Origin of the sequence: Bradyrhizobium sp. WU425 (genome assembly GCF_021052305.1) — a bacterium.
Lineage (GTDB): Bacteria > Pseudomonadota > Alphaproteobacteria > Rhizobiales > Xanthobacteraceae > Bradyrhizobium > Bradyrhizobium canariense_D.
In genome coordinates, this window is record NZ_CP088089.1 from 7,563,083 (window position 1) to 7,577,920 (window position 14,838).

Consider the following 14,838-nt stretch of genomic DNA (forward strand, 5'->3'; position numbering starts at 1 on the left):
GAATACATTCCTGCAAATGCCGAGAACCTAGCTGGTGGCCGCTAAGAGCCCGTTAAGCAACGGCATGCCCGTAGTTCCGCGGGGTATTGGGGAGTGCCTTCGGGGACGGGGTCGCCGAAGTTCCTTCGCGATGCCCGATGGGACAGAATCATCGGCATTTCTTCCTCGAATACCTATATCAAGACCTGTGCGGCCATCCGCGCCACACTCCCTTACCTCGGAACATCAATGCTCTCCGCCGAACTCGCCATCGTCGTCGTCCTGATCGTCATCAACGGCTTGCTGTCCATGTCCGAGCTGGCCGTGGTCTCGTCGCGCCCGGCCCGGCTGTCGATGCTCGCCGCCAAGGGCGTCCGCGGCGCCGAGCGGGCGCTGACGCTCGCGGCCGATCCCGGCAAATTCCTCTCGACGGTGCAGATCGGGATCACGCTGGTCGGCGTGCTCTCCGGCGCGTTCTCGGGCGCGACGCTCGGACAGCGGCTGACGCAATGGCTGCTCGAGCTCGGCCTGTCCGCAGGAATTGCCGACATCGTCGGAGTGGGCCTGGTCGTCACGCTCATCACCTACGCCACCCTGATCGTCGGCGAGCTGGTGCCGAAGCAGGTGGCGCTGCGCGACCCCGAGAGCATCGCGGTCAGGGTTGCACCCGCGATGCACGTGCTTGCGACGGTCTCGCTGCCGCTGGTCTTCCTGCTCGATCTCTCCGGCAAGCTGATCCTCACGCTGCTCGGCCATGGCGGCAAGTCTGAAGAAAAAGTGTCAGAAGATGAGATCCATCATCTCGTCAGCGAAGCCGAAAACGCAGGCGTGCTCGAGTCAGGTGAAAAGGAGATGATCGCGGGCGTGATGCGGCTCGGCGACCGGCCGGTCGGCGCGATTATGACGCCGCGCACGGAGGTCAACGAGATCGACCTGAACGATACGCCGGAAAGCATTCAAGCGACCATCGCCAAGAGTCCGCATTCACGCTTTCCGGTGTCCGACGGCGACCGCGACAAGCCGATTGGCGTGCTTCAGGCCAAGGACCTGCTGGTGGCCTTCATGAACGAGCGCACGCCGGATTTGCGCGTGCTGGTCCGCGAGGCGCCCGGCATTCCCGCCTCGGCCGATGCCCGCGACGTGCTGGCGATCCTGAAGGCTGCACCGGTGCATGTCGGCCTCGTCTACGACGAATACGGCGCCTTCGAAGGCATCGTGACGACGGCTGACATTCTGGAATCCATTGTGGGTGCCTTCCATTCCGAGGAAGGCCCGCCGGAACCAGCCTACGTCAAGCGCGCGGACGATTCGCTGCTGGTCTCAGGCTGGATGCCGGTCGACGAATTCGGCGAGCTGCTCGGCATCGAACTGCCGCCGCACCGCTACAACACCGTCGCCGGCCTCGTGCTGCAACAGTTCAACGTGCTGCCTGATGTCGGCGACGCCTTCGACTTCGGCGACTGGCACATCGAGGTGGTCGATCTCGACGGGCGGAGGATCGACAAGATTCTCGCGAGCCGGCGGAGCGAAGTAGAGACGGGGTGATCCACTCTCGTCGTCCCGGACAAGCGCAGCGAAGCGGAGCGCAGATCCGGGACCCATAGCCACAGGATTGAGCTTGGCGAAGACTGGTACTTGCGCGGTGCTGCTGTCTGCGCATGATCGACAGATCACGCGGTATGGTCCCGGATCTGCGCTGGCGCTTGTCCGGACGACGGCGGAGTTTGTGGTTAGAGCTTGCGCCAAACTCTAGACCCTCACCCGAACCTCACCCCGATCCGCTTTTCCTTGCGCCAGATCACGGTGCAGGCGAGATGTTTTCCGTCGGCCTGCACAAGCAGGCTGAAATGGTCGGGGATGCCGACGGGACTGCTGACGTCGAGCGCGGCGCCGGTATCTGACAGGTTGCGGATAGTGCAGTCGATCGCGCCGCCGCCGCCGAACTCGATCGTTCCGGCCTTCAGCACGCGATGCCTTGCCTTGTCGCGCCGCTCGTCCATGGGAACAATCTACACCCAAAGTTGAATCAAACGTTAAACGCACCCCCCGCGATGCTTTTGCGCGCGCGGCCGCGGCCCTGCAAGTGGACCGGCGTCCTACAGCGCCGGCTGGAACGTCTCCGTCCGTGCCATCCGCCAGGCGTCGCGGAAGCGTGGGTCTTCGGTGCCTTCGAGCAGTTCGCCCGGACGCAGCGACGGATAAAGCTGCGCGAAGGATTTCACGTCCGTCGTCGAGGTGCGCTGGGAGAAGTGGATCGGGCGCAGCTGCTGCGGATGTTCGAGACCGGCCGCGGCGATCAGCTCGGTCAGCGAGTGCAGCGTCGCCAGGTGATAATTGTGCACGCGGTCGATCTTGAGCGGCACATAGAGTGCGCGCGCCCGCGTCGGGTCCTGCGTCGCGACGCCGGTCGGGCAGCGGTCGGTGTGGCAGCTCAGCGACTGGATGCAGCCGAGCGAGAACATGAAGCCGCGCGCCGAATTGCAGTAGTCCGCGCCGATCGCCATGGCGCGCGCCATGTCGAACGCGGTGGCTATCTTGCCGGAGGCGCCGATCTTGATGCGGTCGCGCGCGTTGATGCCGATCAGCGCGTTGTGGACGAAACTGACGCCCTCGCGCATCGGCATGCCCAGATGGTCCATGAACTCCAGCGGCGCGGCGCCGGTGCCACCCTCGTTGCCGTCGACAACGATGAAGTCGGGATAGATGCCGGTCTCGATCATCGCCTTGCAGATCGCCAGGAATTCCCACGGATGACCGATGCACAGCTTGAAGCCCGTCGGCTTGCCGCCGGAGAGCTTTCGCATCTCGCCGATGAACTTCATCATGCCGACAGGCGTCGAGAAGGCGCGATGCGAGGCCGGCGAGATGCAATCCTCGCCCATGGCGACCCCGCGGATCTTGGAAATCTCCTCCGAGACTTTCGCCGCCGGCAGCACGCCGCCATGACCGGGCTTGGCGCCCTGGCTGATCTTGAGCTCGACCATCTTGATCTGGTCCTGGGTCGCGACGCGCGCGAAGGCTTCGGGATCGAAGGCGCCGTCGAGATGACGACAGCCGAAATAGCCCGAACCGATCTCCCAGATGATGTCGCCGCCCATCTCCGCGTGATAGGGGCTGAAGCCGCCCTCGCCGGTGTCGTGCGCGAAGCCGCCCTTCTTGGCGCCGGCATTCAGCGCGCGCACGGCGTTCGGGCTGAGCGCGCCAAAACTCATGGCGGAAATGTTGAATACCGAAGCCGAATACGGCTTGGCGCAATCCGGGCCGCCGATAGTGAGGCGGAATTTCTCCTCGGCATGCGTCTTCGGCGAGACCGAGTGATGCATCCACTCATAACCCTGGCGGTAGACGTCCTCCTGGGTACCGAACGGACGCTTGTCGAGCTGCATCTTGGCGCGCTGATAGACCACCGCACGGATGTCGCGCGAGAACGGCATGCCGTCCTTCTCGCTCTCGAAGAAATACTGCCGCATCTCCGGGCGTATCTCTTCGAGCAAAAAACGGATATGGGCCGAGATCGGGTAGTTGCGCAGAACGGCGTGGCCCTTCTGCATGAGGTCGCGGACGCCAAGCGCCGTCAGCGCGCCGAAGATCAGGATCGGGATCAGCAGAATGTCGAAGATCTTGCCATCGGCAAATCCGATGCCGGTCAGCAGCGCAGTGACCACCGCGCAGATCGTCAGGACGATGAAGCGCGGAGAGAATGGCAGCAGCAGGGTTTCCATGATCCCCTCTTCCGCCAGCGGCAGGCGTTTGGCCGATGGGTTGGGCGATTCCTGCGTTTTGTTCTCGTCGGCCACGATTCCCATCCTCTCGCCAGCATGAGGCGGTACGATACGCCCGCGCCTGTCATACGGATATGACGCGGCCCGTGTTTCACGCTAGCGAATTCGGCGGGGACAAATCAATCAGCCCGATGGGCGGGCTTTTGCGGTGCAGCAGAGCTCGGAAGGGACGGGCATTAACCGGTCAAGGCGCTTTACCCAGGCAAACGTCCTGGCTTTTGCCAGGACGTGACCGAGAGGGCCTACCGCTCGACGAACGCCTTTTCGATCACGAAATGGCCGGGCTTGTTGCCTGAGCCCTCGACGAAGTCGCGGCCTTCGAACATCAGTTTCAGCTCTTCGAGCATCGCCGGGCTGCCGCACATCATGATGCGGTCGGTCGCGATGTCGAGCGGACCCTGGCCGATGTCGTTGAAGATCTGCTCGGAGCTGATGAGGTCGGTGATGCGGCCGCGGTTCTTGAACGGCTCGCGGGTTACGGTCGGGTAGTAGATGAGCTTGTCCGCGAGCAACTCCCCGAACAGTTCGTCCTCGCGAAGACCGGCGACGAGCTTCTCGCCATAGGCGAGCTCGGAGACCTGGCGGCAGCCGTGCACCAGCACGATGCTGTCGAACTGGTCGTAAACCTCGGGATCCTTGATCAGGCTGGCGAAGGGCGCGAGGCCGGTGCCGGTCGAGAGCAGCAGCAGCCGCTTGCCGGGAATGAGATTGTCGGTGATCAGCGTGCCGGTCGCCTTGCGGCCGACCAGGATGGTGTCGCCTTCCTTGATCTTCTGGAGACGCGACGTCAGCGGGCCGTCCTGAACCTTGATCGAGAAGAACTCGAGCTCTTCCTCGTGATTAGCGCTCGCCATGCTGTAGGCGCGGAGCAGCGGGCGGCCCTCAACCTCGAGGCCGATCATCGCGAACTGGCCGTTCTGGAAGCGGAAGCCGGAATCGCGGGTTGCGCGAAAGCTGAACAGGGTGTCGGTCCAGTGCTGGACGGAAAGAACCTTCTCTCGGTAAAACGCGCTCATGATTTTCGATATTCCGAATAATTGCGGTTTTAGGGCAAAAGCGTTGCCCGGCCCCTGAAAGCGGAGCGGACACCATTGCCATGGCGGAGGATTTCGCGAGTGTGATCTACGCCATTGAGACCAATAATCAACCTCGTTCCGGATGCAATTGATGCCGGTCAAACCGGCATTTGCGGCGGAAATGGTGACATCATTAATGGATATGCTGTCCGGCGTATGCGGAGGGCAATTTCTTTTCCCTCCGGGGCCCGAATACAGCACTTAATTTCCGCCCCGCTCGCGAGAATTTCATTAAGAATAGCTCTGATTTTCCTCGGGTTGGCGCCGTTTCCCCGGATTCTTCCGGCTTTTGGCGCCATGAGCGACTGGAACTGGCGACTGCGACTGGCGACAGAGACACATGGCGAGCAGCGAGCGGATCATCGTCCAGGCGATCAAGCGCTATTGCGCGAACCATGGCATCGCGCTCGATGTCCGCGCCGATGGCTGGCTGCTCGCGATGCGCCGGGGCGAGCAGCGCCACTTCGCGTTCGGCTACGACATCGGCCTCAACAGCGCCATCGCGCACCGCCTGGCCAACGACAAATCGGCCACCGCCGAGGTGCTCGCGCTCGAGGGCGTGCCCTGCATTCCCCATCGCCTGTTCCTCAACCCCAAGTTGGGCGAGAAGGTTGTCGGCGTTGGCTGGCGAGAGGCAATGCTGGCGCTGCTTGGCGACAATCCGCAAGGCGTGGTGGTGAAGCCGAACGAGGGGACGTCGGGACGATCCGTCTTCAGGGTCACGACGGAAACAGAGCTCGATCATGCCGCTGACGAAGCCTTTTCGATGAGCGCCGGACTCGTGATCTCGCCCTATGCCGTGATCGAGGACGAAGTTCGCGTGGTCCTGCTCGATGATGTGCCACTCGTCGTCTACAGCAAGCAGCGTGGCTCGGATTGGCGGCACAATCTCGATGCAGGGGCAAAGCCCGTGCTGATGCAGGACGGCGACCTTCGCGCAGCCTGCGCAAAGCTCGCCATCGACGCCGCCAAGGCCATCGGCATCACCTTCGCCTCGATCGACCTCGTGCACGTTGACGGCGTCTGGCGCGTGCTCGAGATCAATTCCGGCGTGATGATGGAGACGCTGGCGAAGCTGCATCCGGAGCTGGTGCAGAGGACGTACGATGCCGCGCTGGATCGGGTGTTTGGGGACGAACACTGAGCGACACGCGCGCTGTCGGCTTCAACCGAACGGCAACCGATACGCAGCCTTCGCGTTCACGCCGAACGCCTTCTCCCGCACCTGAGGCCCGAGCTTCATCAGGCAGGCCTCCAGCGCGCCCTTGATCTCGCCATAGCTCCCCGCGAGCAGACATACCGGCCAGTCCGAGCCGAAGATCAGGCGATCCTCGCCAAAGCATGTCGCGGCGTGCGCGACGAACGGGAACAGCAGCTCCGCATTCCAGTCGCCCCAAACCGCTTCCGTCGCCAGCCCCGAGACCTTGCACCAGACATTGCCGCACGCCGCGAGTGCCGCGATGCCATTGGACCATTCGTCGCTTCCACCATCGGCAATCGGCGGCTTGGCTGCGTGGTCGAGCACGAAGCGCGCCTGCGGGAACGCTTGCGCGGTTGCGATCGCGGCCGGCAGCTCGCGGATGCGGACCAGGAAATCGTAGGCGAGATCGTGCGCGAACACGGCCGTGAGGCCGCGCTGGACGTCCTCGCGCAACAACCACTCCGGATCGGCCTCGTCATGGACCTGGTGGCGGATGCCGACCAGCTTGTCGCCGCCGGGCAAAGCGCGCAGCCGGTCCAGCGTCTCGCCAAGTGCAGCGTCGGTCAGATCAGCCCAGCCGACGACGCCAATCACCGAGGGCGTCGCATCCGCGATCCGCAAGAATTCCTCGGTCTCCGCCAGGGCGGAGCGGCACTGCACCAGGATGCTCGCGTTGATGCCGTTGGCTTTCAAGAGCGGCGCGAGATCGGCCGGACCGAAGGCACGCCGGATCGGCGTGAGCTCGGGCGCGTCCATCCAGGGATAGTCGGCGCGCGCGGGATCCCAGAAATGCTGGTGAGCGTCGACGATCATGCCTTACGCTCCGCCCGGCAATGGCGCGCGGGCATCGACGAATTTTCGCCCACGCAGCTCCTGCCAGAACGCCGCCGGCACTGCCATCTCCAACATCGTGATGTTGTCGGCAATTTCCGCGGCATTGCGCCCGCCCGTCACGGCGACCGTGACTGCCGGATGGGCCATGCAGAACTGCAGCGCGGCGGCTTTCAGCTCGGTGCCGTGCTTGCGGCAGAGCTCGTCGAGCGCGAGCGCGCGGGCGACGAGTGCCGCATCGGCATCCTGATAATTGAACTTCGCGCCCGTGTGCGGATTGGCCAGGATGCCGCTGTTGTAGATGCCGCCGAGCAGGATGCCGATATTCTTCGCCGCGCACACCGGGAACAGCGCATCCAGCGCGCCCTGGTCGAGCAGCGTGTAGCGGCCGGCGAGCAGGAAGCAGTCGACCGGAACGGCCTCTGCAAACCGGACCAGCATGTCCGACTGGTTCATGCCGGCACCGATCGCCTTGACGGTACCGTCCCCGCGCAGGCGCTGGAGCGCGCGAAAGGCGCCGGCGACGGCGTCGTCGTAATGATCGTCGGGATCATGCACGAGCAGGACATCGACGCGGTCGAGCCCAAGCCGCGCCAGGCTTTCCTCCACCGACCGCATCACGCCGTCATAACTGAAATCGAACACCGGCCGCTCGCGCGGCGTACCCTTGTAATGCTCGTCCTCGGCGGCAGCGCCATCGGGCGCACGCAGTAGACGGCCGACCTTGGTCGAGATCGCGTGGGAGTCACGGGACTGTTGCCGCAGGAATGCGCCAAGGCGTCGCTCCGCGAGGCCAAAGCCGTAGAGCGGCGCGGTGTCGAAGAAGCGGATTCCGAGCGACCAGGCGCTGGCGATGGTCGCTTCCGCATCGGCATCGCTGACGGGGGTGAACAATCCGCCGAGCGGGGCAGAACCGAGGCCGAATGAGGTGACATCGAGCGAGCCGAGCCGCGACCTTTTCATTCCCATTGCCTCAACAGTCCTCCCCAACAGCCAAAATCATCTCTCCCGCTTGCGAAAAGCGCAAGCGGGAGAGGCAGGCAGGAGCGCGGGGCTGGCGACGCTCCTACTTCAACATCTGCGCAACGTTGTCCTTGGTCACGAGATCGAGGCCGGTATAAACGATCTCCGGCACCTTCTCGCCCTTCTTGATGGCGAGCAGCGTGTCCATCGCCTTCTCGCCCATCTCGAACGGACGCTGGCCGACCAGCGCATTGGCGTAGCCATCGCGCAACAGCTCGAGCTGCATCTTCAGCGTATCGGCCACGACAAGCGTGAACTTGCCGGAATCGATATCCTTCTTGTACCTGGACGCGAAGGCCTTGAAGCCTTCGGGGGCGAACATCGGCCAGCCGCCAATGGGAACGATCGCGGCGAGGTCGGGCGTCGCGGTGCGCATGTCAGTCATCTGCTGAACCGCCAGCGCGGGATCGTCGTTGCAGAACGTGGGAGAGCCCGCGACCTCGGTCCATTTCGAGCCCTTCAACGCCTCGCGGACGCCGTCGACGCGTTCGGCGAGGTTCTTGGCGCCGGGACCACCCGAGACCATGGCGTATTTGCCGCCGTCGGGCCGCAGCTTCAGGAGCTCCTTGCCGAGGGCGACACCGAACTCCTTGTTGTTGGTGCCGATATAAGCGACGCGCTTGGCGCCGGGCGCATCGGCGTCGAAGGTGATGACAGGGATGCCGGCCGCGGTCGCCGCGTCGATCGACTTGGTCATCGCCGCGACGTCGGCAACCGAGATGGCGAGGCCGTCGACCTTCTGGGTGACGAAGTCCTGGATGATCTGGGCCTGCGTCGCCGGCTCGTGCTCGACCGGCCCCTTGTAGATGCACTCGATATTGCCGAGCTCCTTGGCACGCTTCAGGCAGCCGTCGCGCGCGAAGTCGAAGAACGGATTGTTCATCGCCTTGGGCACGATCACGAACCGGTAGTTTGCGGCAAACGCCGGCGTAGCCATCATCGCCACCGCGATGCCGGCAAGTAGAAATTTCCTCATCGTCTCCTCCACCCTTCTTTGGCGCCTGTCCTCTCAAGATCGTCCGGGAAGTGGACAGGCGGCATTTTCGTTGCCGTCCCGGAACGACGTCGTTTCAGATCATCCGCGAGCGGATGCGGTCGACCAATACGGCCAGGATGATGATCACGCCCACCAGCGTCTGCTGCCAGTAGGAGCTGACCTGGGCGAGCACGAGGCCGTTGCGGATCACCTCGAGCAGCACGCAGCCGACGATGGCGCCGAGTGGACCACCGATGCCGCCGGCGAGATTGGCACCGCCGATGACGGCCGCAGCGATCACGTTGAGCTCGTAGGACGTCGCCATGTTGGCCGGCGCCGATCCGAGCCAGCCCGAGATGATGATGCCCTGGAGGCCTGCGGCGAGCGCGCAGATCACATAAACCTCGATCTTCACCCGCACGACCGGGATGCCGGTGAGTTCGGCCGCCTTCTCGTTACCGCCGAGCGCGAACACGTGACGGCCGAACGAGCTGTGGTGCAGCACCACGGCCATCGCCAGCGCGAGGACGATCAGATAAATGAATGGCACGGGCACGCCGAGCACGTCGCCGGAGGTGAGCGCGTAGAAATAACCGGCATCCGGCCCACCGGGAAAGCTGCCCCGTCCGTTGGAGACGACATAGCCGAGCCCGCGCACGATCGAGAGCATGCCGAGGGTGGTGACGAACGGCGACAGGCCGAGCACCGCGATACAGAAGCCGTTGACGAGGCCGGCGAGCAGCGCGACGCCGAGGCCGGCGAGGAGCGAGACCACCAGGATCAGGCCAGGGACATTGGCGAGCACGGTCTTGCCGTCGGCCGCTAGGTGCACGAACAGGGAGCCCGCGGGCGAGCCGGGCGCCGACAGCTCGGTCATCACCATCGAGGTGATCATGGCGGAGAAGCACATCATCGAGCCGACCGACAGATCGATGCCGCCGGTGATGATCACGAAGGTGACGCCGAGGGTGGCGATAGCGATGAAGGAGAAATTCTTCGCCACGTTCTGCATGTTGCCTTCGGTGAAGAAGTACGGGCTGGCGAAATGCATGACCACCAGCAGCACTGCCAGCGCGAGCAGGACATAGCCGGTCTGGGACGCGAAGATGCCGCGCTGCCACCATCTGATCTTGCCGACATTCGAGAAGGTGATCGGGGATTCCATGGGCATGGCCATCACGCCGCCTCCTTCGCGCCGGTGATCAGGGCGGTGACTTCCTCGGGGGAGGTCTGGTGGATGGACTTGTCGGCCCGCTTTTCGCCGCGGCGCATGACGATGACGCGATCGCACACCGCGAACACGTCGGGCATGCGATGCGAGATCAGCATCACGGCAACGCCCTGCTCCTTCAGCCGGTGAATCAGGCCGAGCACCTGCTCGACCTGGCGGACCGAGATCGCGGCCGTCGGCTCGTCCATCATCACCAGCTTCGCGTTGGAGAGCCGCGTCCGCGCGATCGCAACCGCCTGGCGCTGGCCGCCCGACATCTGCTTGACGAGATCGTCGGGGCGCGTTTCCGAGCGCAGCTCGCCGAACAGCTCCAGTGCACGCGCCGCCATTGCCTTGTGGTCGAGCAACGCGAACGGCCCGATCCTGCGCTTCAGCTCGCGGCCGAGAAAGACGTTGGCCGCTGCGGTGAGATTGTCGGCGAGCGCAAGGTCCTGATAGACCACCTCGATGCCGACGCCGCGGGCATCGATGGGCCGGTTGAAATGAACCGCGCTGCCCGCGAAGCGGATTTCGCCGTGGCTGGGGCGGAAATTGCCGGCGATGATCTTGACCAGCGTCGACTTGCCCGCGCCGTTGTCGCCCATCAGGCCGACGACCTCGCCGGGAAGGACCTGCATGTCGACATCATGCAGCGCGCGGATCGCGCCGAACTCCTTGCCGATGCCGGCCAGCTCGAGGACCGGTGTCGCTTGTGCATTTGTCATCAGCGGCCTTCCTCAGACGTAGCGGTTGACGAGGGATTCCAGATATTCCTGCCGGCCCGAGCGCGGCTGCGGGTCAAAGCCCGGGCCGTGCGCGCGGTCGGCAAGTTCGGCAAGCGAGCGCTGGCCGCCGAGAATGGCGCGGCCTTCAGGCCCGGCCCATCCCTCGTAGCGTTTCGCGAGCGGCCCAGTGAGCACGCCGGCGTCGAGCATGTCCGCAGCGGCGAGCAACGCCCGCGCGCAGGCATCCATCGAGCCGACATGGGCATGGATCAGATCGTCGGGATCGATCGACTGGCGGCGGATCTTGGCGTCGAAATTGAGCCCGCCGGAGCTGAAGCCACCGCGGCTCAGGAGCTCGTGGAACACCAGGGCAAGCTCGGGCACGTTCATCGCGAACTGGTCAGTGTCCCAGCCGAGCAGATCGTCGCCGCGGTTGATGTCGAGCGAGCCGAACACACCCAGCGCCTCCGCCAGCGCGACCTCGTGATGGAAGGAGTGGCCGGCGAGGATGGCGTGGTTCTGCTCGATGTTGAGCTTGACGTCCTTCAGCAGGTCGTAACGCGCGAGGAAGCCGTAGCAGGTGGCGACGTCGAAATCATATTGGTGCTTGGTCGGCTCCTTCGGCTTCGGCTCGATCAGGATCGGTCCCTTGAAGCCGATCTTGTGCTTGTGCTCGACCACCAGCGAGACGAAGCGGCCGAGCTGGTCGAGCTCGCGCTTGAGATCGGTGTTGAGCAGCGTCTCGTAGCCCTCGCGCCCGCCCCACAGCACGTAGTTCTGGCCGCCGAGCCTGTGCGTCACCTCCAGCGCGGCGCGGACCTGGCCGGCGGCATAGGTGAATATCTCCGGGTCTGGATTGGTGGCCGCGCCCGCCATGTAGCGGCGATGCGTGAACAAATTGGCGGTGCCCCAGAGCAGGCGCACCTTGCTTGCGGCCATCTTCGCTTCGAACAGATCGGCGATGGCATTGAGGTTGGCAACAGATTCGCCAAGCGAGTTGCCTTCCGGCGCCGCATCGACGTCGTGGAAGGTGAAGAAGGGCACGTCGAGCAGGCGAAACAGCTCGAAGGCGACGTCGGCCTTCGCGCGCGCCTGCGCCATCGCATCGGCGCCGTGATGCCAGGGCCGCAGGAACGTCTCGCCGCCAAAGGGATCGCCGCCGGGCCAGCACAACGAGTGCCAATAGCAGACCGCAAAGCGCAGATGGTCTTCCATCCTGCGGCCATGGACGAGGCGGTCCTTGTCGTACCAGCGGAAGGCAGGCGTGTTGCCGGCATCTCCGCCGGCGAAGGCGACAGGTACGCTTGTATCGAAGAATTTCACTGACGCAGTCACTCAGGCACACTCCTTCAACGCGGGATAAAGTTCGCGCCAGCGGCGATAGGCCTCGTCATAGGCCGCGCTGACCGATGCGCGAGGCGTAAAGCTCGCGAGCCGCCGCGGACGGGTGCAAACCGCAGCCGCGTCTTCGCCGGTGGCGGCGAGCCGTCCGAGCCTGGCGGCGCCGAGCGCCGCTCCGACCTCGCCCTCCTCGACGCGGTGGACGGGGATGCCGAGCACATCGGCGCAGATCTGCGCCCACAGCGGCGAGCGCGAGCCGCCGCCGACGAGATCAACCTCGGGAAGCGGCCCGCCCGCCGCGCTCAGTGCCGCCAGATTGTCGCGCGCAGCGAAGGCGACGCCTTCGAGGACGGCCTGAACGATCTGGGAGCGCCCGGTCGCACCGCGCAGGCCGACGAAGGCACCGCTGGCGGCGGCATCGTTGTGCGGCGTGCGCTCGCCGTCGAGATAAGGCAGGAATTTGACCGGACTCGGTCCATCGACGCGCTCGCCGAGCGGCGCCAGCAGCGCTGGCGCCGGCGTCTCCATCACGCCCGCGAGCCAGGCCAGCGAAGCCGCCGCCGACAGCATCACGCCCATCTGATGCCAGCGGCCGGGCAGCGCGTGACAGAACGCATGGACCGCCGCGGCCGGCGCCGGTGCAAACCGATCGGTGACGCGGAACACCACGCCGGATGTGCCAAGCGACAGAAACGCATCGCCCGGCGCGATGGCGCCGAGCCCGATCGCGCTCGCGGCATTATCGCCGGCGCCGCCGGCGACCACGACATCCCTAGTCATGCCCCAGCGTTGAGCGTAGTCCGGCGCGAGCGTCGCGCTGACGTCGCTGCCCTCGACCAGGCGTGGCATGTGATGGAGATCGAGCCCGGTGGCATGCAGCAGCAGGGGCGACCAGCGGCGCAGACCGACGTCGAGCCATAGCGTGCCGGCCGCGTCCGACATGTCCTCGACCATCTCGCCGGTCAGGCGATAGCGGACATAGGCCTTCGGCAGCAGCACCTTTGCGACGCGCGCGAAGATTTTCGGCTCGTGCCTGGCGACCCAGAGCAGCTTCGGCGCGGTGAAGCCGGGCATGGCCAGATTGCCGGCGATCGTATGCAACGACGGGCAGCGCCGCTCCAGCGCGACGCATTCGGCATGCGAGCGACCGTCGTTCCAGAGGATCGCGGGACGCAGCGGCGCTCCGTCCTCGTCCAGCAGCGTCGCGCCATGCATCTGGCCGGATAGTCCGATGCCGCGCACCCGCGCGACCTCGCGGGGATGGCGGGCGGCAAGATCGTCGACCGCGCCGACCGCCGCATCGACCCAGGCATCGGGATCCTGCTCGGACCACAGCAGCGCCGGATGCGACAGCGCAAGCTCGCGCGCCGCCGTCGCGACAACAGCGCCGGCTTCGCTGACGAGCACCGCTTTCACACCCGATGTGCCGATGTCGATTCCGAGATACACGCCGTCCTCCCTTTCGCCTGTTGCGGTGCGCGAACTCAAAGTCGCCTTACCCGCAACGGGTCGTTTTGAATTCCACCTGCCGCTAAGGCAGATTGTCCCGCATCACGATGTCGATCCTGATCTTCTCCTGTTCGCGCAAGATCGGCTCGCCACGGGCGAGCGCGAGCAGCACACGTACGGCGGCGCGCGCTTCATGTCCGGGGTTCTGCGAAATCGCGGCATGCATCACGCCCTGCAGCAGCAGCCGACGCGTCAACGCGGTGAGGTCGTGTCCGACGAACACCGCCTGCTTGTCGCGACTGGCATCGCTCAACGCCTTTTCATTCAACGCGTTGGCGACGCCTTGCGTACCGGCGCCGACATTATAAAGACCCACGATGTCGGCATGCCGGCTCAACAGCCGCGTCAACACCTGCTCCGAACGCGCGTCCTCGTCGCGCCCTTCGAGCACCGGCAGCACGGTGAGGCCGGGGAATTCCGACGCCATCACCTGGTTGAAGCCAAAAATGCGCTCGGCATGATCGCGCAGGCCCTGCGAGCCCGCGACGATCGCGACCTTGCCGGACTTTTGTCCGACCAGCCGCCCGACCAGCGCGCCGGCAGTCCGCCCCGCAGCAATGTTGTCGATGCCGACATAATGGTGCCGGCGCGACGACGGCACGTCCGAGACCAGCGTCACGACCTTGGCGCCGGCATCGACGAGATCGTCGATCGCGGCGCGGACCCTGGGATGATCCAGCGCCACCACAGCGACACCGTCGTAATCATCCGAGAGCCCTTCCAGGGATGCCGCGAGCATGGACGGATCGAACACGTCGGTCGCGACGGTCTCGACGCCAAGGCGGCGGGACGACAACCAGCCCGACATCTCGCCGAGACAATCCTGGATCTGCTGCATGAACGGGTTCGGCCCCGACGGCATCACGAAGGCGAAACGGCGGGCGCGGCCGCGGGCGAGCTCGGCGGCGGCCACGTGCGGCTGGAACGAATTGCGCTCGATCGCCTCCTTGACGCGCCGGACCGTATCCGGCCGCACGCCCGGCCGATTGTGCAGGACGCGGTCCACCGTCGCGAGGCTGACGCCGGCCTGGCGGGCGATGTCCTTCAGCGTCAGCGCGGTCGTGGTGAGCGTCTCGGCCATGGCTGAAGGCTAGCAGAGGTGTTTTGAGGTACGCAACTCATTTTGAGAGGCGGCAGCATTTTCCCGCAGCTCAGCCCAGGAACAGCCTTTCCCGTCCGCCGTTG

At 65.1% G+C, this 14,838-nt stretch carries 13 protein-coding genes; 2 read left to right on the forward strand and 11 right to left on the reverse strand.

All coding sequences use genetic code 11. The features are described from left to right. The first annotated feature begins 228 nt into the window (after positions 1 to 228). The gene (locus tag BcanWU425_RS35990) at positions 229 to 1,524 is read left to right on the forward strand and encodes a hemolysin family protein (RefSeq protein ID WP_204513168.1); all 1,296 of its coding nucleotides are present in this window, start codon (positions 229 to 231) and stop codon (positions 1,522 to 1,524) included. 212 nt (positions 1,525 to 1,736) lie between these two features. Here BcanWU425_RS35990 and BcanWU425_RS35995 read toward each other — a convergent pair whose 3' ends face one another. The 3 genes from BcanWU425_RS35995 to BcanWU425_RS36005 form a co-directional block, all read right to left on the reverse strand. Then, entirely contained in the window at positions 1,737 to 1,979 is a 243-nt protein-coding gene (locus BcanWU425_RS35995) for a PilZ domain-containing protein (protein ID WP_085357437.1), read from the reverse strand. A 96-nt stretch (positions 1,980 to 2,075) separates the two neighbouring features. Next, positions 2,076 to 3,785 (reverse strand): FMN-binding glutamate synthase family protein, encoded by a 1,710-nt coding sequence (locus BcanWU425_RS36000; protein ID WP_231189527.1) that lies wholly within the window; start codon positions 3,783 to 3,785, stop codon positions 2,076 to 2,078. Between the two features lie 218 nt (positions 3,786 to 4,003). Then, positions 4,004 to 4,777: a ferredoxin--NADP reductase gene (locus BcanWU425_RS36005; protein WP_018460095.1), complete on the reverse strand. Its 774-nt coding sequence runs from the start codon at positions 4,775 to 4,777 to the stop codon at positions 4,004 to 4,006. Between the two features lie 400 nt (positions 4,778 to 5,177). Between BcanWU425_RS36005 and BcanWU425_RS36010 the strand changes: the two genes are divergently transcribed. Beyond that, complete coding sequence (locus BcanWU425_RS36010; protein ID WP_085349707.1) at positions 5,178 to 5,981, forward strand: ATP-grasp domain-containing protein; 804 nt, start codon at positions 5,178 to 5,180, stop codon at positions 5,979 to 5,981. A 21-nt stretch (positions 5,982 to 6,002) separates the two neighbouring features. Here BcanWU425_RS36010 and BcanWU425_RS36015 read toward each other — a convergent pair whose 3' ends face one another. The 8 genes from BcanWU425_RS36015 to BcanWU425_RS36050 form a co-directional block, all read right to left on the reverse strand. Further along, positions 6,003 to 6,851 carry an amidohydrolase family protein gene (locus BcanWU425_RS36015; RefSeq protein ID WP_204513166.1) on the reverse strand — a complete coding sequence of 283 codons (849 nt, stop codon included), beginning with the start codon at positions 6,849 to 6,851 and terminating at the stop codon, positions 6,003 to 6,005. Positions 6,852 to 6,854: 3 nt separating this feature from the next. Then, positions 6,855 to 7,832 (reverse strand): aldo/keto reductase, encoded by a 978-nt coding sequence (locus BcanWU425_RS36020; RefSeq protein WP_204513165.1) that lies wholly within the window; start codon positions 7,830 to 7,832, stop codon positions 6,855 to 6,857. Positions 7,833 to 7,935: 103 nt separating this feature from the next. Next, positions 7,936 to 8,868: a sugar-binding protein gene (locus tag BcanWU425_RS36025; RefSeq protein WP_204513164.1), complete on the reverse strand. Its 933-nt coding sequence runs from the start codon at positions 8,866 to 8,868 to the stop codon at positions 7,936 to 7,938. Between the two features lie 94 nt (positions 8,869 to 8,962). Beyond that, a complete protein-coding gene (locus BcanWU425_RS36030; protein ID WP_204513163.1) occupies positions 8,963 to 10,045 on the reverse strand; it encodes an ABC transporter permease in 1,083 nt (360 codons plus the stop codon). Next, positions 10,045 to 10,803 (reverse strand): ATP-binding cassette domain-containing protein, encoded by a 759-nt coding sequence (locus BcanWU425_RS36035; RefSeq protein WP_204513162.1) that lies wholly within the window; start codon positions 10,801 to 10,803, stop codon positions 10,045 to 10,047. The genes BcanWU425_RS36030 and BcanWU425_RS36035 overlap by 1 nt, the downstream gene beginning before the upstream one ends. Positions 10,804 to 10,815: 12 nt before the next feature. Continuing rightward, positions 10,816 to 12,138, reverse strand: a complete 1,323-nt coding sequence (xylA, locus tag BcanWU425_RS36040; RefSeq protein WP_026233946.1) for a xylose isomerase — start codon at positions 12,136 to 12,138, stop codon at positions 10,816 to 10,818. After that, a complete protein-coding gene (xylB, locus tag BcanWU425_RS36045; RefSeq protein ID WP_018460102.1) occupies positions 12,139 to 13,593 on the reverse strand; it encodes a xylulokinase in 1,455 nt (484 codons plus the stop codon). An 82-nt stretch (positions 13,594 to 13,675) separates the two neighbouring features. Further along, positions 13,676 to 14,734: a LacI family DNA-binding transcriptional regulator gene (locus BcanWU425_RS36050; RefSeq protein ID WP_204513161.1), complete on the reverse strand. Its 1,059-nt coding sequence runs from the start codon at positions 14,732 to 14,734 to the stop codon at positions 13,676 to 13,678. Positions 14,735 to 14,838 lie beyond the last annotated feature (104 nt).